The 23,542-nt window shown below is 38.0% G+C and carries 19 protein-coding genes, 1 riboswitch and 1 other annotated feature; of the genes, 12 read left to right on the forward strand and 7 right to left on the reverse strand.

What is annotated here, in order from left to right; translation table 11 throughout:
• The first annotated feature begins 2 nt into the window (after positions 1-2).
• The 7 genes from nikB (at position 3) to MHI04_RS16905 (ending at position 7,380) form a co-directional block, all read left to right on the forward strand.
• The gene (nikB, locus tag MHI04_RS16875) at positions 3-923 is read left to right on the forward strand and encodes a nickel ABC transporter permease (RefSeq protein WP_036118771.1); all 921 of its coding nucleotides are present in this window, start codon (positions 3-5) and stop codon (positions 921-923) included.
• Between the two features lie 14 nt (positions 924-937).
• Entirely contained in the window at positions 938-1,951 is a 1,014-nt protein-coding gene (locus tag MHI04_RS16880; protein WP_271910738.1) for an ABC transporter ATP-binding protein, read from the forward strand.
• Positions 1,948-2,940 carry a dipeptide ABC transporter ATP-binding protein gene (locus tag MHI04_RS16885; protein WP_141905335.1) on the forward strand — a complete coding sequence of 331 codons (993 nt, stop codon included), beginning with the start codon at positions 1,948-1,950 and terminating at the stop codon, positions 2,938-2,940. The genes MHI04_RS16880 and MHI04_RS16885 overlap by 4 nt, the downstream gene beginning before the upstream one ends.
• Positions 2,941-2,977: 37 nt before the next feature.
• Complete coding sequence (locus tag MHI04_RS16890) at positions 2,978-3,730, forward strand: histidine kinase (protein ID WP_036118768.1); 753 nt, start codon at positions 2,978-2,980, stop codon at positions 3,728-3,730.
• Positions 3,731-3,768: 38 nt separating this feature from the next.
• Complete coding sequence (locus MHI04_RS16895) at positions 3,769-4,467, forward strand: response regulator (protein ID WP_036118767.1); 699 nt, start codon at positions 3,769-3,771, stop codon at positions 4,465-4,467.
• A 4-nt stretch (positions 4,468-4,471) separates the two neighbouring features.
• Positions 4,472-5,734 (forward strand): permease, encoded by a 1,263-nt coding sequence (locus MHI04_RS16900; protein ID WP_342535041.1) that lies wholly within the window; start codon positions 4,472-4,474, stop codon positions 5,732-5,734.
• Positions 5,735-6,198: 464 nt separating this feature from the next.
• Positions 6,199-7,380: a nucleoside transporter C-terminal domain-containing protein gene (locus MHI04_RS16905; protein WP_036118765.1), complete on the forward strand. Its 1,182-nt coding sequence runs from the start codon at positions 6,199-6,201 to the stop codon at positions 7,378-7,380.
• 137 nt (positions 7,381-7,517) lie between these two features.
• Here MHI04_RS16905 and leuS read toward each other — a convergent pair whose 3' ends face one another.
• The 4 genes from leuS to MHI04_RS16925 all read right to left on the reverse strand — a co-directional run bounded on the left by leuS (position 7,518) and on the right by MHI04_RS16925 (position 13,771).
• Complete coding sequence (gene leuS, locus MHI04_RS16910; protein WP_089934496.1) at positions 7,518-9,935, reverse strand: leucine--tRNA ligase; 2,418 nt, start codon at positions 9,933-9,935, stop codon at positions 7,518-7,520.
• Positions 9,936-10,022: 87 nt separating this feature from the next.
• Positions 10,023-10,233 (reverse strand) — a binding site (T-box leader).
• A 66-nt stretch (positions 10,234-10,299) separates the two neighbouring features.
• Entirely contained in the window at positions 10,300-12,042 is a 1,743-nt protein-coding gene (locus tag MHI04_RS16915) for a SulP family inorganic anion transporter (RefSeq protein ID WP_089934498.1), read from the reverse strand.
• A 56-nt stretch (positions 12,043-12,098) separates the two neighbouring features.
• On the reverse strand, positions 12,099-12,446 hold the full coding sequence (locus MHI04_RS16920; RefSeq protein WP_036118762.1) for a metalloregulator ArsR/SmtB family transcription factor: 348 nt from the start codon (positions 12,444-12,446) through the stop codon (positions 12,099-12,101).
• A 146-nt stretch (positions 12,447-12,592) separates the two neighbouring features.
• Positions 12,593-13,771: an MFS transporter gene (locus MHI04_RS16925; protein WP_036118761.1), complete on the reverse strand. Its 1,179-nt coding sequence runs from the start codon at positions 13,769-13,771 to the stop codon at positions 12,593-12,595.
• 236 nt (positions 13,772-14,007) lie between these two features.
• Between MHI04_RS16925 and MHI04_RS16930 the strand changes: the two genes are divergently transcribed.
• A complete protein-coding gene (locus tag MHI04_RS16930; protein WP_036118760.1) occupies positions 14,008-14,964 on the forward strand; it encodes a TIGR01212 family radical SAM protein in 957 nt (318 codons plus the stop codon).
• Positions 14,961-15,536: a class I SAM-dependent methyltransferase gene (locus tag MHI04_RS16935; protein ID WP_089934501.1), complete on the forward strand. Its 576-nt coding sequence runs from the start codon at positions 14,961-14,963 to the stop codon at positions 15,534-15,536. Before MHI04_RS16930 ends, MHI04_RS16935 begins: the two co-directional genes overlap by 4 nt.
• Positions 15,537-15,600: 64 nt before the next feature.
• Here the strand turns inward: MHI04_RS16935 and MHI04_RS16940 are convergent, their stop codons facing one another.
• Together MHI04_RS16940 and MHI04_RS16945 are read right to left on the reverse strand one after the other, a co-directional pair.
• Entirely contained in the window at positions 15,601-17,109 is a 1,509-nt protein-coding gene (locus tag MHI04_RS16940) for an alanine/glycine:cation symporter family protein (protein ID WP_036118756.1), read from the reverse strand.
• Positions 17,110-17,236: 127 nt separating this feature from the next.
• On the reverse strand, positions 17,237-18,043 hold the full coding sequence (locus tag MHI04_RS16945) for an alpha/beta hydrolase (RefSeq protein ID WP_036118754.1): 807 nt from the start codon (positions 18,041-18,043) through the stop codon (positions 17,237-17,239).
• 134 nt (positions 18,044-18,177) lie between these two features.
• On the opposite strand from MHI04_RS16945, the gene MHI04_RS16950 reads away from it, so the two are divergent.
• Positions 18,178-18,690: a gamma carbonic anhydrase family protein gene (locus tag MHI04_RS16950; RefSeq protein ID WP_036118752.1), complete on the forward strand. Its 513-nt coding sequence runs from the start codon at positions 18,178-18,180 to the stop codon at positions 18,688-18,690.
• Positions 18,691-18,867: 177 nt separating this feature from the next.
• On the opposite strand, the gene metK is transcribed toward MHI04_RS16950, so the two are convergent.
• A complete protein-coding gene (gene metK, locus MHI04_RS16955) occupies positions 18,868-20,064 on the reverse strand; it encodes a methionine adenosyltransferase (protein WP_058845047.1) in 1,197 nt (398 codons plus the stop codon).
• 257 nt (positions 20,065-20,321) lie between these two features.
• A riboswitch (SAM riboswitch) is annotated at positions 20,322-20,440 on the reverse strand.
• Positions 20,441-20,829: 389 nt separating this feature from the next.
• Between metK and pckA the strand changes: the two genes are divergently transcribed.
• The gene (gene pckA / locus MHI04_RS16960; RefSeq protein ID WP_058845046.1) at positions 20,830-22,416 is read left to right on the forward strand and encodes a phosphoenolpyruvate carboxykinase (ATP); all 1,587 of its coding nucleotides are present in this window, start codon (positions 20,830-20,832) and stop codon (positions 22,414-22,416) included.
• An 85-nt stretch (positions 22,417-22,501) separates the two neighbouring features.
• The gene (locus tag MHI04_RS16965) at positions 22,502-23,458 is read left to right on the forward strand and encodes an alpha/beta hydrolase (protein ID WP_342535042.1); all 957 of its coding nucleotides are present in this window, start codon (positions 22,502-22,504) and stop codon (positions 23,456-23,458) included.
• Positions 23,459-23,542 lie beyond the last annotated feature (84 nt).

Genomic DNA, 23,542 nt, shown 5'->3' on the forward strand with positions numbered 1-23,542 from the left:
ACATGACATTATTTATCATAAAACGGCTCGCTCAAATTATTCCTGTGACCCTTGGTGTAACGCTTGTTGTTTTTTTAATTATGCAAATGATCCCCGGTGATCCCGCCATTATTTTAGCAGGAGAAGGAGCTTCTCAAGAAACGGTTGAAGAATTACGTGAAAATTTAGGGCTTAATAAACCATTAGCTATCCAATATACAGATTATATTAAAAATCTTGTACAGGGAGATATGGGGCATTCGTTAAAAAATAAACAACCTGTATTTGAGGAAATTACTGCACGTTTACCAATTACAATTGAGCTAGCCTTTTATAGTATTTTAATCACTATTATTTTGGGGTTGATTGCCGGCATCATCTCAGCAATCCGTCCATATTCGTTTATGGATGTTGGACTAATGATTGTCGCCTTATTAGGGATTTCCCTACCAAGTTTTTGGTTAGGTATTTTATTGATGTATGTTTTCTCTGTACAGCTACACTGGCTTCCTGTAGCAGGTTGGGATAGTGCCAAACATATTATTCTACCAGCGGTCACACTAGGTGCTGGTGGCGCTGCAATCGTTGCGCGTATGACTCGCTCTAGTATGCTAGAGGTTGTGAACCAAGACTATATTCGAACAGCGAAGGCGAAAGGTTTAAAAGGCTATATTATCATTTTAAAACACGCACTACGCAATGCCTTAATTCCAGTTATTACAGTTGTAGGCTTACAGTTTGGTAGTTTACTTGGGGGAACAGTATTAGTAGAATCTGTGTTCGCTGTCAACGGCTTAGGACGAATGATTGTAGATGCTATTCGTACACGAGATATACCTGTTGTTCAAGGCGGCGTTCTCGTAGCCTCATTAATATTTGTTTTCATTAATCTTTTCGTAGACATATTATATCGAATTTTTAATAAACGAATGGATTTAAACTAGGGAGGGAAAAAGCGATGAAACAAAATACCGTGTTAGAAGTAAAAAATTTACAAACTTATTTTTATTCGAGTGAAGGCGTTGCCAAAGCTGTGGATGGTGTTTCCTTTATACTTCAAAAGGGAGAAACGCTAGGCATTGTTGGTGAATCTGGTTGTGGGAAATCAATGACCTCCCTATCGTTACTTCGTTTAGTACCGTCACCTCCTGGTAAAATCATCAACGGTGAGATTTTCTTAAATAATACAGATATCTTAAAATTATCAGATGAGGAATTACGCAAAATTCGAGGCAATAAAATATCAATGATTTTCCAAGAGCCTATGACAAGTCTAAATCCTGTGTTATCCGTTGGGGAGCAAATTGCTGAATCTATTCGCTTACACCAAGGTTTATCACGTAAAGAGGCATGGCAAAAGGCCGTCGATATGATCCGTCTAGTGGGAATTCCTGCACCAGAAAAAAGAGCGAAGCAGGAGCCGTACCAGTTAAGCGGTGGGATGCGTCAGCGCATTATGATCGCAATGGCATTAGCGTGTACACCAGATGTTTTAATTGCAGACGAACCTACAACGGCACTTGATGTAACCATTCAGGCTCAAATTATTGAAATTATACAAAATCTGCAAAAGCAATTAGGCATGAGCATTATTTTCATTACTCACGACCTAGGTGTTGTAGCAGAAATTTGCGATAAAATTGCTGTGATGTATGCAGGGCAGATTGTAGAAGAAGGCACAACAGAAAGTCTTTTTGAAAAACCGTTACACCCCTATACAAATGGATTAATACAATCATTACCAAAGCTCTATGAAGAGCAAGAAGAATTATCTACTATTCACGGAACTGTTCCAAGTCCATACAATTATCCGGTTGGCTGTCGTTATGCAGAACGTTGCCCATTTGCTACAGATTTATGTCATGAACAACAACCTGAGCTTATGACTGTGGAGCACGAGAAAAAAGTAAGATGTTGGATGTACAGCAATGAATGGCAAGGGCAAACAATGATGAAGGAGATGACAGTATGACAACAGCGCTACAAACACAACCACTCTTACAAGTAAATGATTTAAAACAGCATTTTTTCTTAAAAAAAGAAAAGCTCTTCGGTCCTCAGCAAATTGTAAAAGCTGTGGATGGTGTTTCCTTTGACATTATGCCTGGTGAAACACTTAGCATTGTTGGAGAATCTGGCTGCGGAAAATCAACGACGGGGCGTTCTATTTTAAGATTAGATGAACCTACTTCTGGAGAAGTAATGTTATTTGGTAAAAACTTAGTGAATATGAACAAAAAAGAGCTACGTGCTGCACGCAAGGACATCCAAATTATTTTCCAAGATCCGTATGCATCCCTTAACCCACGAAGAACCATTCGTAAAATGTTAACAGAGGCCATGTCTATTCAAAAAATAGTACCACCTGAACAACAAGAGGCACGCATGATTGAATTAATGTCGCTTGTTGGATTACGTCCTGAATACTTAGAGCGCTATCCACATGAATTTTCTGGTGGTCAGCGTCAACGTATCGGAATTGCAAGAGCTCTTGCAGTCAATCCTAAAATTATTATTTGTGATGAATCGGTTTCTGCGCTAGACGTTTCTATTCAAGCACAAATTTTAAATTTATTAAAGCAGCTACAACGAGATTTAGATTTAACATTTTTATTTATCTCACACGATTTAAGTGTTGTTCGACATATTTCAGATCGTATCATGGTCATGTATCTTGGAAAGGTTGTCGAAATTGCTGATAAGCATTCCCTTTTCACACAGCCATATCATCCTTATACAAAAGCATTATTTTCTTCTATTCCAGTAATCGACAAACAACATCGCAAGGAGCGCATTATTTTAAAAGGAGACCTACCGTCACCTCTTAATCCTCCTACTGGCTGTAGCTTTCACACACGTTGTCCATTCGCCACAGAGAAATGTAAAGCAGAAGTTCCAGCATTACGAGAAATCACTGCAACACATAAGGTAGCTTGCCATTTTGCAGAAAATTTAGTTTAATGTATCTTACACTTATAAAATAAATGGAGAGATCATTATGTTACAACTAGAAACCTTCAACATATATATTCTCCTATGTGTAATTGCTCCAATTATTGGAGCTTTTCTGCTTACTTTTATATTTATTTTCGAAAAACAAATCGATAGCCTTGAGGAAGAAAAGAGAAGTTTAGAGCTCAAGCAGGATTTACAACGAGCGAATATTCTTCAGTTAAATCAGCAAATACAACCACATTTCTTTTTTAACGCATTAAATTCATTGCTAAGCCTAGCCCGCATCAATCGTAAGGAAGATTTGGTTGCGGGTATTGAGGCCTTAGCAACGTTTTTTAAATTTAAATACAATAATCATGAGGTTTTAATCGCGTTAAAGAACGAGATACAATTTATGGATAGCTATTTAAATATTCAACAGTTACGCTTTGGACATCGTTTGACGATTCATAAGGATATGGATGATGAAGCTCTATCTGTACAAATACCTCCATTTATTTTGCAGACCATTATTGAAAATGCATATAAACATAGCTTTGAAAAGCATATAGGACCTGCTGAGTTATCCATTACGATAAAAAAAATGGACAAGATCTTATTAATAGAAATAAAAAATACACAGCCCTTAGAAAAGATAGAAACTGCTATTGAACAGCTAGAAGATGAATTACAGCAAGGTTATGGTCTTGAAAATATTAGACAACGGCTTGAGCTTATTTATGGTCTCGAAAATGTTTTATTTTCGATTCAAAATAATGAACAGTTTTACACAGTTACAATTCACGTTCCCGCTTAGCCCTTCTATCAATTTGAATGTGAAAGGAGAATCTCACCATGCATATTTTAATCGCAGATGATGAGCCGTTAGAGCTAGAGCAAATGATTTATTTATTAAAACCGCATTTCCCTAATTGGACATTCCATACTGCTCAGGATGCCTCACAAGCTCTGCAATTAGCTAAAAAACACCGTATGACTATCGCCTTTTTGGATATCCAAATGCCTGGGAAAGATGGTATCACTTTGAGCAAGGAATTAAAAGAAATGTATGAAATAGACATCATTATGGTAACTGCTTATCAGACCTTCGAATATGCCCAGCAAGCATTGCGTATCGGGGTAAAAGATTATCTTACAAAACCTGTTATTGCTAGTGAATTAGATGCGATTGTAGAGAAATATAAAGTATGGAGCTCCAACCATGATGCGATTCAAAGTGCGCTTTCCTATATCCATGAAAACTATTATGAAAAGCTCGGTTTAAATATTATTGCAGAAAAGATCCATTTGAATCCAAGCTACTTAAGTCGTAAATTTTTGGAGGAGCAGTCTATTGGCATTAATGAGTATATAAATAATTACCGCCTCGAAATGGCCGTGAAGAAAATAAATGAAAACCTGGACGCAAGCATGTCTGCAATTGCGGAGAGCTGTGGATTTAATAGCCAACACTATTTTAGTGTGGCCTTTAAGAAAAAGTATAATCAATCGCCACGTCAATATAAATCCGCTAAAATGAGTAAAGGTATTTGATAGTATGTTAAAAAATTATTCATTGCTCGTACCATTTTCAAGTTTAAGCACAGCAGCAGGCGTCATCATTCTTTTAGCAAGATGGATTAACGGTAATTTATTATTGTCCTCTCCCTCAGCCCTTATTTCTTTTGGCTTTATGGCAGGCATTTGTTATACATTAGCAACAGCTATTTCGTTTATTGTATTGAGCTCCTTGTTAAATAAAAGGAATTACAAGCAAAACCAGCATACACAAAGCTTTTTACTCTTTACCATACAACAAAAATTGAGTGGTATGAATTTAAAAGTGATACGACTGTTTTACCTTTTGACAAGCATTGAACTTTGGTTAATTCAATTAATTAGCATTAGTGTCTTGTCTGAAATCATGTTAAATATCCCGATACCCATTACGCTTTTTTTATTTCTAACCGGTATGTTACTGTTTGATCGCATCATGTCTGTGAAAAGTATACTGTGGCTAGAAATTTTATTTATCATCGCCCTGTTTTCATTACTTATTTTTATCCCTATTTACTACTTTGTACAAAATGGAGCAAGCACCGTTTATGAAGGCATTCGTTTATACCACCCTTATTTATTTTATTTTAAAAATAGCGAAATCCTCCTGTTCTATGTCATTATTCAATTAGCCGTTTTAGGACAAGTACTTTTTGATAAATCAACATGGTATTTAATTGCATTTATCAAGCCCAAAAAAATGCGTCGCAGCCTATTTTCATCAGGTGTGATTTTAGCATTATTAACATTATCCTTTACAGCTATTTTAATGATTGCTTTATACAGTGGCTCCTTTGGTCAGTTTCAAGTGCTAATTTTTACGTTCTTATATGAAGTACAGCCTGGGTTTCTGACATTCGCTTTCCTTGTCATTGTCCTGTTGGCCGTTGTGACGTCCTTACTTGTAGATATGCGTGCAACAAAACGTTTTTTTATGAAGAAAAGACCCTATTATTTTTACTTAATTGGACTTATGGTCATTTTACTTACCTTTTTCTTATCTATCGATTTAACGATTTTAGGGGTTATTTATTCTTTCGCGTTCCTGCACATTACCATACTGCCGTTTATGTTAATTCTTTTATTTACGAATCGCCGTATTCATAAACATAGTTGGTTTGTCATACTGCTATCTATCCTCATAGGAATTGGCGTTGCCCTAAGCTTCAATGCACTTTACGGATTAGCAACTAGCTTTATGATCTCTAGCATTTATCAATTAATGCTTCAGACCGATACTATAGAAAAAATGCCTGAACCCTAAAATATATGGAGGTCAGGCATTAGTCTGTAGTTAACTAAATATATGTCTTTTATGTTTTCGTCAATAATGATTAGGTAAAAAAATACATCCTAAATACCTTCTTCTGCATCTTTAAATAACACCACTCGTACGTTTGCCACAATGGTCAGAACTTCCCAAACACGCCTTACACTTTCACTTCCCTAGTTGGTTTCCTACGTTTTCATTTACACATTGGTCATAAAATTTTAAAAACTTCACACAATAAAAAAGTGTTTTGACATGAGCTTTTCTTGTTATAGAACTGTATTTATCGTATTCGTATGCCCTGTTGCATACTTTTTTTCTATTATCTATTGAATAACTAGCAAAAAAACTGTTATAGTGAGATTGTTTGTCTGACGTCTGACTAATTAAGATCTTTAGCTGTTCTTCTGAATTTAGAACATCAGGACAAACTATTACACATACTTATGGAGGAACTTATGAGATACTTAATATCCTTTTGTGGATTGTTACTTGTTTTTGCCCTAGCTTTATTAATGAGTAAAAACAAAAAAGAAATAAAATATAAATATATAGTGGTGATGTTAATCATCCAATTTTTATTGGCAGCTCTACTACTCAATACGACAATTGGTTTTGTTTTAATCAAAGGAATCACCAAAGTATTTGATCATTTATTGTCTTACGCAAATGCAGGGATATCATTTGTTTTTGGTGGATTAGCAAATGAAGGAGAGTCTCCGTTCTTCCTAGCTGTATTATTACCGATTGTCTTTATATCAGTCTTAATTGGGATTTTGCAGCATTTTAAAATTCTCCCTTTCTTCATGAAATGGATAGGATTACTGTTGAGTAAAGTAAGTGGAATGGGGAAATTGGAATCCTATAATGCTGTTGCTTCCGCAATGGTTGGACAATCGGAAGTATTCATTACAGTTAAAAAACAATTAGATAAGATTGCGCCACAGCGTATGTATACATTATGCGCATCCGCGATGTCGACCGTCTCGATGTCAGTTGTTGGCGCGTACATGACGATGATTGAACCAAAGTATGTCGTAACGGCGATTGTGTTAAACTTATTTGGTGGTTTTATAATTGTTTCCATCATTAATCCGTATACCGTAAAAGAAGAGGAAGATATCTTAACCATTGAAGATGAGCAGAAGCAAGCTTTCTTCCAAATGCTTGGTGAATATATTATGGATGGCTTTAAGGTAGCCATCATTGTTGGAGCCATGCTAATTGGTTTCGTAGCATTAATGGATTTAATCAATTCATTGTTTGATATGATTATCGGTGTTTCTTTCCAAGAAATATTAGGCTATATTTTTGCACCAATAGCTTTCCTAATGGGTATCCCATGGGCAGACGCTGTTTCAGCTGGTGGAATAATGGCCACTAAATTAGTAACGAATGAATTTGTTGCTATGATCAACCTTGGCGACGTCTCAGAGTCCATGAGTGAACGTACACTGGGCATTATTTCGGTATTCCTTGTATCCTTTGCCAACTTTTCATCCATCGGTATTATTTCCGGAGCAGTTAAAGGGTTGAATGAAAGACAAGGTAATGTCGTTGCTCGTTTTGGCTTAAAGTTATTGTACGGAGCCACACTTGTCAGTATCCTAACAGCTATTATTGTTGGATTGATTATTTAAACATCATCATTTGAACTGCACTCCGATAGTTATGGAGTGTAGTTTTTTAAATTATCCACTATAAACTCTTCACGAAAAATAAAAAATGTACATCACTAAAATTTCATTTAGTAATGTACATTTTAATTTATGTCTCTTTATTTAACGACAATATTGACAAGTTTGCTTGGAATAACGATAATTTTCACTAGGTTTTTTCCTGCCATATATTCTTGTACTTTTTCATCAGCAAGCGCTACTTTTTCGATATCCTCTTTTGAAGCATCTTTCGCTACGACGATTTTTGCACGGACTTTACCAGCCACTTGCACAGCAATCTCCACTTCATCATCCACAAGCTTCGTTTCATCGTATGTTGGCCATTGCTCGTAAGAAAGTGTTGAATCGTGGCCTAATAGCTGCCATAGCTCTTCTGCAATATGCGGCGCCATTGGTGCTAGCATTTTAACAAAGCCTTCCGCATACTCTGCTGGAATAACGTCAGCTTTATAGCAATCATTAATAAATACCATCATCTGTGAAATAGCTGTGTTAAAGCGGATACCTTCGTAATCCTCTGTCACTTTTTTCACTGTTTGGTGGTATGCTTTTTCAAGTGTTTGATCGTTAGACACTTGAATTTTTGATGAAATAGCACCATCTTCTTCATTAACAAATAGACGCCAAATACGATCTAAGAAACGACGTGCCCCGTCTAAACCATTTGTTGACCATGCAACAGATGCCTCTAGTGGTCCCATGAACATTTCATACAAACGTAATGTATCGGCACCATGTGATGAAATGATTTCATCTGGGTTTACAACATTACCTTTCGATTTAGACATTTTTTCATTACCTTCACCAAGAATCATACCTTGGTTAAATAATTTATGGAATGGCTCTTTCGTGTGAACAACACCTAGATCATAAAGAACTTTATGCCAGAAGCGAGCGTAAAGTAAGTGCAGTACTGCATGCTCCGCTCCTCCAATATAAATATCTACTGGTAACCAACGTTTTAGTAACTCTGGATCTGCAATCGCCTCTGTATTTGTAGGGTCGATATAGCGTAAGAAGTACCAGCTAGACCCAGCCCACTGTGGCATTGTATTTGTTTCACGGCGACCCTTTTTGCCTGTCTCTGGATCTACAACATTCACCCATTCAGCGATATTAGCTAATGGTGATTCACCAGTACCCGATGGACGGATATTATCTGTTTTTGGAAGCACTAATGGTAATTCTGATTCTGGAACAGGTGTGATCGTGCCATCTTCCCAATGAATCATTGGAATTGGTTCACCCCAGTAACGCTGACGTGAGAATAGCCAATCACGTAGTCGATAAGAAATTTTCTTCTCTCCAACGCCTTTTTGCTCTAACCATTCAATTGCTTTCGCAATGCCATCTTCTTTATTTAAACCATTAAGGAATTCAGAATTAATATGTTGACCATCACCTGTAAATGCTTCTTTGCTAATGTCCCCACCCTCAAGTACAGGAACGATGTCTAAACCAAATGCAGTCGCAAATTCATAGTCACGTTCATCATGTGCTGGCACCGCCATAATAGCACCTGTACCGTAAGACACTAACACATAGTCAGCAATCCAAATCGGCGCTTTTTTCCCGTTAATCGGATTCACGGCATAAGCACCTGTGAATACGCCTGTTTTTTCTTTTGCTAAATCTGTGCGCTCAAGATCCGATTTCATTTTCACTTTCTCTAAATATGCCTCAACAGCTTGACGTTGCTCAGCTGTCGTTATTTGTTCTACCAATTTATGTTCAGGCGCAAGTACACAATATGTAGCACCAAATAATGTATCTGGACGTGTTGTGAAGACCGTGAAGTTTTGATCTGAACCATCAATAGCAAATGTTACTTCTGCCCCTTCTGAACGACCAATCCAGTTGCGCTGCATATCTTTAATAGATTCTGGCCAATCAACTTCTTCTAGGTCGTCGATTAAACGATCAGCATACGCAGTAATTTTAAGCATCCATTGTTTCATTGGTCGACGTTCTACTGGATGCCCACCACGCTCTGATTTCCCATCAATTACTTCTTCGTTAGCCAATACCGTACCAAGCGCTGGACACCAGTTAACAGCTACTTCATCCACATAGGCTAAACCTTTTTTATAAAGCTGGATAAAAATCCATTGTGTCCATTTATAATACTCTGGATCCGTCGTGTTAATTTCGCGATCCCAATCATAACTGAATCCTAGCTCTTGAATTTGGCGTTTAAAAGTTGCAATATTTTTAGCTGTAAATTCTGCTGGGTCATTTCCTGTATCGAGTGCATATTGCTCAGCTGGTAAACCAAAAGCATCCCAGCCCATTGGATGTAATACATTGTAGCCTTGCATACGTTTAAAGCGTGATAAAATATCTGTCGCTGTATATCCTTCTGGATGTCCTACATGTAGTCCAGCGCCAGATGGGTATGGAAACATATCTAATGCAAAAAATTTAGGCTTCGCTGTTTCATTTTCAGTTTTGAATGTTTTGTTATTAGCCCAATATTGCTGCCACTTTTTTTCAATTTGTAGATGATTAAAACTCATTCTTTTTCCTCCTTCGATTGAATCATGTTGCTCTTCATCATAATTGACAAAATATTTAAAAAATAAAAAAACTCGTCCCTTTCTTATAGAAGGGACGAGAGAATTTGTACTCCCGCGGTACCACCCAAATTAGTGATTACACTCGGCTCAAGCTTCCTTAACGCGGAAGAAACGACACACGCTGTTTCACGCGGGCAGACTCAGAAGGCGAGTTCAACTTGCTTTCTTACTAGCTCCCACCAGCCGCTAGCTCTCTAAAAAGAACGACAAATTTACTATTCCTCATCACAGTCTTTACATGATATTGCATTTATTCTAATGGAAAGTATTGAAAAGCACAAGCCTTTGTTTACAGACTAACCCATTACTGAAGAATTAATTCCTTTTCTTCCTTAGATTTTGATAAATCCTTACATTCATGAAAAGCAAAATGCTGGCATCCGATGCATTTCTTTGTGTCCAAATAGCCGAGAGCCTTAGTAATCGCTTCTCCAGTATGCTGATAAAAATGATGCGCTCCAATCTTATCGTAAATACCATTGTGCTGAAGAGCTACTTTTAAATCACCTTGCACACCTGTTACCAGGATTTTACCACCCTGTGCTGTAAAGTTTTCAATAATATTGCTAAAATATGCTTCACCAGTGGAATCCATAAAGGGCACTTTCCCCATTCGCAATATCAAAACTCTTGGTTGCTGATGCAAAGTGCTTTCAATTTTTTGTTCAAACATTTGAGCAGCTCCAAAGAACAATGGTCCTTCAATTGTATACATGCTAATTTGCGGACAATCATGCTGCTGGTGAACGACATGGGGCTGTACCTTCCCACTTTTGTTTGAATGGTCTGGGAGTACCTTTGTCACAACAAGCTTTTCACTCATGCGTTTTGCAAATAATAGCACAGCTAATACAAGCCCTACTTCCACTGCTAATGTGAGACTTGTAAACACCGTTAATAAAAAGGTAATCAATAACACTAGCGAGTCACCCGATTTTAATTTCACAATATGTGAGAAATGGTGTCGTTCGCTCATATTCCAGGCTACAACCATCAATACAGGAGCCATACTTGCTAATGGAATATGAGACGCATATGGTGCTAATAGCAATAATGTAACTAAAACAAATACTCCGTGTATGATACCTGACATAGGCGATACTGCACCTGTTTTAATATTAGTTGCAGTCCGTGCAATAGCACCTGTAGCTGGAATCCCCCCGAACAAAGGCGTCACGATATTAGCAATTCCTTGACCAATCAGCTCTCGATTACTGTTATGCTTACTATTCGTCATCCCATCTGCAACGACTGCCGATAGTAGTGACTCTATGCCCCCTAGCATGGCGATGACAAACGCTGGTCCAATAAGCAGTTGTAGGCGTTCAAAGGTGATATCAGGTATAGCAAAATGAGGCAATGAATTCGGAATTTGCCCATAAGCTGTCGCGATCGTAGCAACATGTCCTGTAAAGAGGAAAGTGGCCACAAGTGTAGAAACAACAATACCTGCTAATGCTCCAGGAACCTTTGGAAAAAACTTCGGCGTCATCAGTATTGTCACAAAACAGATAACAGCCGTCAAAATACTATACATATTGGTCGTTCCAAGCTGCTTCATAATTTCTTGTATATTGGCAATAAAATACTCATGTCTTTTAACATTTGTTAACCCTAAAAAGTTGGCAATTTGACCTGTAAAAATAATAACTGCTATACCTGCTGTAAAGCCAACTGTTACAGGGCGAGGAATAAATTTAATTAAAGATCCTAACTTAAAAATGCCCATTAAGCAAAGCATAATCCCAGCCATTAATCCTGCAAGTAATAAATCCTCATAGCCATAGGTAATGACAATTCCTAATAAAATCGGTACAAACGCCCCAGTTGGCCCACCAATTTGATATTTCGATCCACCAAAAAGAGAAATAAGAATACCCGCAATACAGGCGGTATAAATCCCATATTCGGGTTTCACCCCCGATGCAATGGCAAAAGACATGGCAAGTGGAATAGCGACGATCCCAACTATAATTCCGGATAATAGATCCTTCTTGACGTGATGAACAGAATACCCTTCAAAGCGTCCTGTAAACAGTGACTTCATAGATAAATCTTCCCTTCGAAATAATAAGCAAAGCATAATTTTTCAACTTCTTTGATTTACTTATTGCCTTCGTCACCTTCATTGCTCGTCATTTCCTCTAATCTCGAAATGGTGTTAACTAAATGGTTATTGAAAATATCCTTTGCCACCCCAAGTAATTCACCAATCATTGGATCACTTAAAGAATAGTAGACTTTTTTACCTTCCTTCACACCATAAACGATATTTTTGGCGCGTAATACACTTAATTGCTGAGAAACAGCAGAACCCTCTTTCTCTAAGCAATCTTGAATCTCATTGACACTTTTCTGACCTTCTACAAGGAGTTCCAGTATTCTAATGCGTAACGGATGTGCTAATGCTTTAAAAAAATCCGCCTTAAATTGTTGTAAACCCTCTTCCATAAAAAACACCCTCCACATTACTACATATTCAAATATTTGAATATGTATGATTGTAAGCCTGTATCGATTATTTTTCAATAGCTTCAATAAAAAAAGAGCAAAACCAAGTGCTGATCACTCGTTTTTGCTCTTTTCCTTGCCTACTATTAATCTGCAACGATATTATTCTTTTTTAAAGGATAATCATAAGTTAAACATGGAATAATAGCCAACAGCACAACTACCACTAAAGTTAATACAAGAGGTATCATGCCAAATTGATCCACCATTATCCCACCGAATAATGGCCCTATCATCCGACCACCTGTCGCTGCACTATTGATAATGCCCTGATAGAATCCTTGTCGACCTTTTGGTGCGAGTTGATTCGCGATGGTTGGTAATGCTGGGGTATAGAACATTTCACCAAACGTTAAAACAAGCATCGCGGCTCCAAACATTTTAAAATCACTTGCAAAGGCGATGATTCCAAACGATAGGGCAATCAGAATTACACCAAATACGAGCTGACGCTTTAAATTGTTTTCCCATCTTTTCACAAGCGGTGCAATGAGTGGCTGACCTACAACTATAAGCAAACCATTTATTGTCCAAAGTAAACTATATTGCTTTAACCCTAAGCCTAAATCTTGAGTATAGGATGAAATAGTAGCACTCCATTGAGAATATGCAAGCCAACATAACACTGAGGATGCGCTAATAATTAACAAAGCATAGAATGGTGCTTTGTTAACAATTCGTTTACTTTCACTGACGACATTTTTAGGGGCAATACTGCCTGCCTCTAAACGTTTAAATGTAAATAAAGCAATAAAAAAGAATAAAATATACATGCCTAAATTCACTTTAAAAACATAATCAAATTGATAATCAGCCACTATACCCGCAAGAGCAGGGCCAACTGCAACACCGACATTCTGTGCCAAATAGATCGCATTAAAGGCTTTTCGTCCGCCCTCAGGCCATGCAGCCCCTGCTAATGCGAACATACTTGGAAAAACGATGCCCCCACTAAAGCCTAGTATCGTTAAAAACCACACATAATGTGGCCAACCATGCCAAATTGTTAAGCCTATTAATGAAGCAATCGTTAGCAGGATGCCAAACATAATCGCCTTATAGCCACCGATTCTATCAAATAAGTAACCACCTAATAGATTGCCCAATACTCCAGCAGCAGAGTTGAGCATTAAGACAAAACCAGCCATCGCTAAAGTTTTCCCTAAATAATCATGCATATATATGGCATTTAAAGGCCATAAAAAAGAGTTACCTGTTGTGTTCACAAGCATTCCAATAAGTAAAAACCAAACACGTTTTGGCATATGATGACCTCCATTATTTCGCCTCTCTAAATAGCTAGTTTATGCTGAAAACCTTAAAAGCACAAGAAAAATAATTTTACCCTTTTTACAAGTATGCCATCATACTTTAACTAAGTTTTAAAAGTCTTTTTCTTGTTTTCATTACAATTTTTCTTCATTGATGTAACGATCAAGCCCTTCCCCCATGACGGAACGAAAAGCACATGATAGAATAAAGCGTTAGAGGAGTGAAATAAATGACAGAAACGAATTTTCCTTTTCCTTCAGAAGGAAAAAGGTATTATACATGGAATCGCTATTTACGTGATCAATTCGGACATAAAGTATTTAAAGTCGCATTAGACGCAGGCTTTGATTGTCCAAACCGTGATGGCACAGTCGCTTTTGGTGGCTGTACATTTTGCAGTGCTGCAGGCTCTGGTGATTTTGCCGGTAATAAGGTAGATCCAATCGATGTACAATTTGCTGAAATCCGAGACAAAATGCATCAGAAATGGAAGGACGGCAAATATATGGCGTACTTCCAAGCCTATACAAATACACATGCCCCACTGCCAGTTTTAAAGGAAAAATTTGAAGCTGCTTTAGCACAAGAAGGTGTTGTTGGTCTTTCCATTGCTACTCGCCCTGATTGTTTGCCAGATGATGTCGTGGAATACTTAGCAGAGTTAAACGAGCGTACGTATTTATGGATTGAGCTTGGTCTTCAAACCGTGCATGAAAAAACAGCGAATCTGATTAATCGTGCCCATGATTATGCAACCTATGTGGAAGGCGTTGAAAAATTGCGCAAGCACGGCATACGTGTTTGCTCACATATCATTAATGGCCTGCCTCTTGAAGACTATGACATGATGATGGAAACTGCTCGAGCAGTAGCACAGCTAGATGTCCAAGGCATAAAAATCCACTTACTACATCTACTAAAAGGGACGCCAATGGTGAAGCAATATGAAAAAGGCATGTTAGAATTTTTAGATCAGGATGTCTATACAAAACTAGTAGCAGATCAATTAGAACTTCTCCCACCTGAAATGGTCATTCATCGTATTACCGGCGATGGACCGATTGATTTAATGATTGGACCAATGTGGAGCGTCAATAAATGGGAAGTATTGAATGGTATTGATGCCGAGCTTGAACGTCGTGGCAGCTGGCAAGGGAAGTTTTATAAGGCTGAGGTTACAAAATGAAACTACAACGTGTTTTACAATATGCACAGCAGCTTTTAAAGGACAGTATAGATGAGGGAGATACGGTCGTTGATGCTACTGCTGGAAACGGTCATGATACATTGTTTCTAGCACAGCTTGTGGGAGATAATGGACAAGTTTATGCCTTTGATGTTCAAAAAGAAGCGGTTGATGCAACACTCCTTCGTCTTTTAGATCACGGTTTAGAACATCGTGCACTGGTCCTTAATAAAGGGCATGAAGACGTAGCACAGTATGTACACAAGCCTGTAGCTGCAGCCATTTTCAACCTTGGCTATTTACCTGGCAGCAATCATGACATTATTACAAAGCCCGCTACAACGACACAAGCTATTGAGGAATTACTAAAGCTTTTGAAGGTTGGCGGCCTAATCATTCTTGTTATTTATCATGGTCATCCTGGTGGTAAGGAAGAACGAGATACGGTTATGGACTATGTTAGTAGGCTTCCACAAAAACATGTACATGTCTTAAAATACGAGTTTCTCAATCAACAAAATGATCCACCCTTCGTTATTGCGTTAGAGAAAATGAAAGAATTTCCTATTTAATACATGACATGCAAAAGGCTATCTACTAGTTTAATAGAAACTAGTAGATAGCCTTCGTCATTTACTATTTATTTTTACGTTGCTCATTATAATCAACCCAGAAATCTGCACCCTTAATGCCTAGTTTACGAGGATCAAAGACAGGGTCTTTCCCCTCTTTTTTCTGTTTCTCGTAATCTTTTAATGCTACGATAGCTGGTTTCATAATAATTAAAATAGCAAGAACGTTAATCCAAACCATTAGTCCAAGACCCACATCTCCCATTGCCCAAGCTAGGTCAGACGTACGGACTGTACCATAAAAGGCAGCAACTAAAATGGCAATTTTCGCAATCCAAATGAAAATCTTCTCCGTGCTACCTCTGAATAAATAGGCGACATTCGTTTCAGCAATATAGTAATAGGCCATAATTGTTGTAAAGGCAAAGAAGAATAACGCGATTGCTACGAATGGAGCTCCAAAACCAGGTAATGATGAATCAACTGCATATTGTGTATAAGCAGCACCTGCTTCAATACTTTTCGCAAATGTCATTTGCTCATCGCCTGCTAATCCGCCACTATTGAATTCCCCAATATGGATAAATGGATCTGCTCCTTCAGCGGCCTTTTCATCATGTACATTGTACATACCTGTAAATAAAATCATAAATGCAGTAGCAGAACAAATTAATAATGTATCAATGTACACAGACGCCGCTTGTACTATCCCTTGTTTAGCAGGATGTGATACTTCCGCAGCAGCAGCAGGGTGCGCCCCTGTTCCTTGACCAGCTTCATTGGAATAGATGCCACGCTTCACTCCCCAAGCTATCGCAGAACCAATGATACCACCAAAAATCTCTTGTGCACCAAAGGCACTTGAGAAAATTAAAGCAAAGACTGCAGGTACCTCAGAAATATTCATAGCAATAATGATAATAGCCATAATAATGTATGCTAATGCCATGAACGGTACAATGATTTGGGCAGCATTCGCGATAGATTTAACTCCCCCAATAATAATAGCACCTAACAACACTACAATAATCAGTCCTGTAATCCATGTATCCAGACCAAAAGCGTTTTCAACAGCTCCTGCAATGGCGTTAGACTGCACACCTGGCATTAAAATTAGCATTGCAATCAACGCAGCTACAGCAAAAATAACTGCAAACCATTTTTGACCCATTCCCTTTTCTATGTAAAAGGCTGGTCCACCACGATATTCCGTATCTTTTTCTTCTTTATAGATTTGTGCTAATGTTGACTCTACATATGCGGTAGCCGCACCAATGAAAGCGATTGCCCACATCCAAAAGACAGCACCAGGTCCCCCCATCCCAATTGCAGTTGCAGTACCAGCAATATTACCAGTTCCTACACGGCCTGATAATGCAATCGACATTGCTTGGAAAGATGAAATCCCCTTTTCCGATTTCTCCCCTTTAAACATTAAAACAAACATGTCTTTAATGTGTCTTACTTGCAGAAACCTTGTGATGATTGAGAAAAAAAGTCCAATCAATAAAATACCATAAATAAACCACGGTCCCCATAAAATACCATTCAACTTACCAACGATTACCTCCATTTTACCCCTCCAATTTGAAAATACCATACTTTAAGTCATTATAGTATTACACTTTTCTGAAAATTACAACATTATATTTAAGTAACAATATTTAAGTAAGTCTTCTAGTAAATGGAAGGGATAAAACCTATTTAATGATATAACCGATTCTTCGAAGAGCATTATTAATAAAATCACGAATATACATAAAAATCTCTTCTCGTTCTACTTCGTGAAATAAATTGTGATAGCAATTTGCCCATTCTTTAAATTGAAACTCTGTAAACTCTTGTTGATGGAGCCAATTTCGAGTTTGTCGTGTTTCCGTAATTTTATCTTTCTCAGCTGTCATAATGAGCATAGGCATATTCGGAAATTCACCTTTTGGAAGCATCACTAAATTTTTCATCATCTGCTGAAGCTCTCGATACCATTTCACTGAAACGACTGACATGAATGGTACCTCATCTTTCATTTCGTCCCTACCTTCAACATTGCGTGTAAGGTTCTCATATGAAATATTGTGAGTCATTTTAACATTTGCAGTCAATGCACTTAGACTCGTTAAAGCATTTGATAATTTACCTGGTAAAAGCTTTAATTGCAGCCACGGTGATGTCAAAATAATGCCTGCACATTCATATTGCTTCTTTTGCATTGTGTGAAGAACTAACGTTGCTCCAAGCCCATGTCCTATTACAAAAGTTGGTAAATTATATGAAAAAGCATTCTCAATCAGATTTCTTGTATATTTATTGTACAATTTGAAGTCCTCATCATGGACACGAGCAAACCTTGCATTCACGCCATGATTAGGTAAATCTCCCATGACTATGTGGAAGCCTTCCAATCTTAATTTCTCTATCAGCCATGCATACCATCGGTGATTTTCATATGCACCATGAACTATAGCAATCACAGCCTTTGCTTGTCCTTCAGCTTCCCATTTCCACATTCACATAGTCCTCCTAAAAAATAATTACACATTGATTATATCGAAATAAATAGCTCATTTTAATTTTATATTTCCATAAAGTTGCGTATTTGATACGATAATACTACATTATAGAAAGAATTGAGGCGATTTTCATGATTTATCCATTTAAAGATAAAATGCCAAAGATCGATCCATCTGTCTTCATTGCTGATTACGCAACTGTTACGGGCGACGTAACAATTGGTGCTGAAACAACCATTTGGTTTAATACGGTCATTCGTGGTGATGTTTCCCCAACCATTATTGGGAAACGTGTCAGTATCCAAGATCTTTGTTGCTTACATCAAAGCCCAAAATTTCCGCTAATTATTGAAGATGAGGTAACAGTTGGACACCAAGTCACTTTACATAGCTGTACAATTCGCAAAAATGCTTTAATTGGTATGGGCTCCATTATATTAGACGGGGCAGAGATTGGAGAGGGTGCATTTATTGGGGCAGGAAGCCTAGTACCTCCTGGTAAAGTCATTCCTCCGAATAGTTTAGCATTAGGTCGTCCGGCAAAAGTAGTCCGTGAATTAAATGCAGAAGATAAAGAGGATATGGAACGTATCGTGCGCGAATATGCAGAAAAAGGACAATATTATAAATCCCTTCAGAAGTAAACAATATACACAAAAATTCAATATTAACGAAAAAAATACCTCGCATTTCCGTGTAACCAAAATGTTCACGGATCGTAGCGAGGGATTTTTTGTAAAACAAAGGGGACAATATTGCCCCTTTCCTTTTTAATACATTAGAATAATTTTCTAATGTATTCATTACTTTAGCTCAATAGTTTATAGATGTGCCTTTTCTCGTAGAGCATCTGCTTTATCGATTTGTTCCCATGGTACATTTAAATCTGTACGACCAAAATGACCATAAGCTGCCGTTTGTTTATAAATCGGACGACGTAAATCTAGCATTTTAATAATACCTGCTGGACGTAAATCAAATAGCTCACGTACCCACTCTACGATTGCGCTTTCTTTCACTTTACCTGTACCAAATGTGTCAACCGCAATGGAAACTGGTTGAGCCACACCAATCGCATAGGCAAGTTGTACCTCAGCGCGTTCTGCCAAGCCAGCTGCTACAATGTTTTTTGCTACATAACGTGCCGCATAAGCCGCTGAACGGTCTACCTTTGTTGCATCCTTACCAGAGAATGCGCCACCACCGTGACGTGCATAACCACCGTATGTATCAACAATGATTTTACGTCCTGTTAAACCAGCGTCCCCTTTAGGTCCACCGATAACAAAACGGCCAGTCGGGTTAATAAAGTATTTCGTGTTTGCATCTAATAATTCACTTGGCACAACGGGTGCAATAACAAATTCTTTCAGATCAGCTTGAATTTGTTCAAGTGTTGCTTCTTCATCATGTTGTGTTGAAATAACAATTGTATCCACTCGCACAGGTACATTATTGTCATCATATTCAATCGTTACTTGTGTTTTTCCATCAGGACGTAAATACGCTAATTCACCTGATTTACGAACTTCTGTTAATCGGCGTGCTAATTTATGTGCTAAGCTGATTGGCAATGGCATTAGTTCAGGTGTTTCATTACATGCATAACCAAACATTAGACCTTGGTCACCAGCACCAATTGCTTCAATATCAGCATCTGTCATAGAGCCTTCACGAGCCTCTAAAGCTTGGTCAACACCTTGTGCAATATCAGGCGATTGTTCGCCAATAGCTACAAGCACCGCTAGATTTTCAGCATCAAAGCCATATTTACCACGTGTATAGCCAATTTCTGCTACAGTATCACGAACGATACCTTTAATATCAACGTAAGTAGAAGTAGTTATTTCTCCTGCTACTAATACTAATCCTGTTGTGACAGTTGTTTCACACGCTACACGTGCATTTGGATCTTCTGCTAAAATAGCATCTAAAATGGCATCCGAGATTTGGTCACAAATCTTATCTGGATGTCCTTCTGTTACACTCTCTGATGTAAACAGTCGACGGTTTGTCATTTGGTTTTCCTCCTATTACTCTTACAAAAAGTAGTTGTGTATGAATACGGTACTCATTACCCATGTCAAGTCCGCTCCTAAGGATTGAACTCTCAAGCCGTTACTGCTGCTTTTAACACGAGGATTTCGAAAGATCTGTCATTATAATAAGGAAAGAACTACATATACTTACCTTTACATTCTTTTTTAGCAATAAAAAAATCCTTTACTCACGTTACTGCACATGAGGAAAGGAATAATGACTTCGTAACCTTTCACTCTTATCGTTCAAGGGATGTTCCCTTGCATCAGGTTGGCACCAACGCATGATGTGAAATAAAACATGCAGGTTGCCGGGTTTCACAGGGCCTGACCCTCCACCAGCTCGGGATAAGAGTATCCGTTCAATTTCATGTTACTGAAAAGGTTGAACGTTGTCAAATATTTTCTTATGTATTACTGTATAGAAAGGAAGGAACTGATTACACAAAAACTTTTCATACTTGGATGATGATGTAAATAGAAGCAAATTAATCCCTACAACATACCTAGCTACTTGTGGTAACATATGTGTGGCTCAATTTTTGCGCCTAATTACAGTAGGATTGATCGGATTCTACTCGAAAAACATTATTTTTTGTCAGTTTATTGAAAAGTGATAAAAACTCTAAAATAATTTCTTAATTAGTATAGATTATTTAAGCAATTGTGTTATACTATTTTTGAAATTAAGAAAAAATCCCTCTAAATCAAGGGAATACTATAAAAAAGGATGGTATTTAATCGATGAATTCAGTAGAAATTGCAAACGAACTGAAGGAATTATTAAACGGCGGTAACATTAATGTTCAACTTTCAGTACCACAATTAGCAGAAAAAGCTACATCTCGTGGTGAAGCAATGTTAACAGTAGATGGCGCAGTTCGTGCAGAAACTGGCAAATACACTGGTCGTTCACCTAAAGATAAATATACGGTAGAAGAAGAAAGCACAAAAGATCAAATTGACTGGGGTAAAGTCAACCAACCGATTTCTTCTGAAGTGTTCGATAACTTATATGTAAAAGTAATAAAATATTTAAAAGAACGTGACGAGTTATTCGTATTTAAAGGCTTCGCAGGTGCTGACAAAGATTCACAATTAAGCATCCAAGTAATTAATGAATACGCTTGGCACAACCTTTTTGCTCATCAATTATTTATCCGTCCAACTGAAGAAGAATTAACTTCTCATGTTGCAGACTTCACTGTCATCTCTGCTCCTAACTTTAAAGCAGACCCTGCAGTTGATGGTACTGCTTCTGAAACTTTCATCATTGTATCACTTGAAAAGAAAATGATCTTAATCGGTGGTACTGAATATGCTGGTGAAATGAAAAAATCTATTTTTGGTATCATGAACTACTTATTACCACAGCAAGGTATCCTTTCAATGCACTGTTCAGCAAACGTTGGTGAAGCTGGCGATGTGGCATTATTCTTCGGTCTATCTGGTACTGGTAAAACGACATTATCCGCTGATCCAGATCGTAAGCTAATTGGTGACGATGAACACGGCTGGTCTGATAATGGTGTATTCAACATTGAGGGTGGCTGCTATGCAAAAACAATCAACCTTTCTGCTGAGAAAGAACCAGAAATCTACAATGCAATCCGCTTCGGTTCTGTTTTAGAAAACGTAGCTGTTGATCCAGAAACTCGTATTTGTGACTATGATGATGGTTCATTAACAGAAAATACACGTGTAGCTTATCCAATCCAATACATCGAAAATATTGTTGATCCTTCTGTTGCAGGTCATCCAAAAACAATCATCTTCCTAACAGCTGATGCGTTTGGCGTATTACCTCCAATCAGTAAATTAACAAAAGAGCAAGCAATGTACCACTTCCTAAGCGGTTTCACTTCTAAGCTTGCTGGAACTGAACGCGGTGTAACAGAGCCAGAACCAGTATTCTCTACTTGCTTCGGTTCTCCATTCCTTCCACTTCCAGCAACAGTGTACGCAGAAATGTTAGGTCAAAAAATTGACGAGCATGGTGCACAAGTATTCCTAGTGAACACTGGTTGGACTGGTGGCGAATATGGTACAGGTAGCCGTATGAAGCTGTCTTACACACGCACAATGGTACGTGCAGCAATCGACGGAAAATTAACAAATGTTGAAACGACACAAGATGCTGTCTTCGGTTTACACATTCCAACAGCAGTTGAAGGTGTACCGTCAGAAGTGTTAAATCCTCGTGAAGCATGGGCAGATAAAGCTGCATATGATGCGAAAGCTGCTGAACTTGCAGGCTTATTCAACGAAAACTTCAAGAAATTCTCAAACGTTTCTGATGCCATTACTACACTTGGTGGCCCATTAAAATAACGACTAGACACAAGAATCAAAGGGAACGAATTCATTCGTTCTCTTTTTCTTTACCTTGAAGGTAGCTAGTATTAGGGAGATACATATGACAAAAAAATATAAAATACTATTTTCTATTCTTATAATGTTGTTAGCTTTATTTGTTGGCGCTGGTTTTTTTGCAGGAAATTACTTTTATAATCTGGCATTAAATCCTGACACTGATAAAACAGCAGTGCTAGATGCACCTCATAATGTAATAGCTGTCAATCCTCAGGAAGTTAAAGAGAAAGAAACAACTGAGCAATGGTTTCATAAGCAATATGAAGATGCTTCGCTTCAATCCTATGATTCGCTAAAGCTCCATGCTTACTCCATCCAAAATGATCACCCCACCGACAAATGGGCTATCATCTTTCATGGCTATTCAAGCGAAGGCGCACAAATGACAAAGTATGCTAAACATTTTTATGATATGGGCTATCATGTACTTATTCCAGATGCGAGAGGCCATGGTAAAAGTGAAGGAGATTATATTGGCATGGGCTGGCATGATCGTTTTGATGTTGTTTCATGGGTCAATCACATTGTCAGCTTAAATGAGAGCGCTGAAATTGTTCTTTATGGTGTTTCGATGGGTGGAGCCACTGTCATGATGGCTTCAGGAGAGAATTTACCAACAAACGTTAAAGCAATCATTGAGGATTGTGGCTATTCTTCAGTATGGGATGAATTTTCCTATCAGTTGAAAGCAATCTTTCACTTACCTGCATTTCCAATCATGCATTTCTCTTCTGTAGTGTCGAAACTAAAAGCAGGCTATACATTAGGTGAAGCGAGTGCAGTTGAACAAGTGGCAAAATCGAAGACACCCATGTTGTTTATTCATGGAGACAACGATACGTTCGTTCCATCTACCATGTTGAATGAAGTATATGAAGCGGCAAATGTACCAAAGCAAAAGTTGATTGTTGAGGGAGCTGGGCATGGTGGCGCAGAAAGTGTTGCAAGCGAGCTTTACTGGGCTACCATACAACAATTTTTAGAAAGTAACATGAAATAATCATCACCCCTTTATTGCCCCCTACTCCTTAGCATAGCTATCTTGCCTGAAGTGGATAGCTATTCTAAGGAAGGGGGTATTTTT

The organism is Lysinibacillus sp. FSL K6-1151 (assembly GCF_038630755.1).
In the GTDB taxonomy this organism is placed as follows: domain Bacteria; phylum Bacillota; class Bacilli; order Bacillales_A; family Planococcaceae; genus Lysinibacillus; species Lysinibacillus fusiformis_D.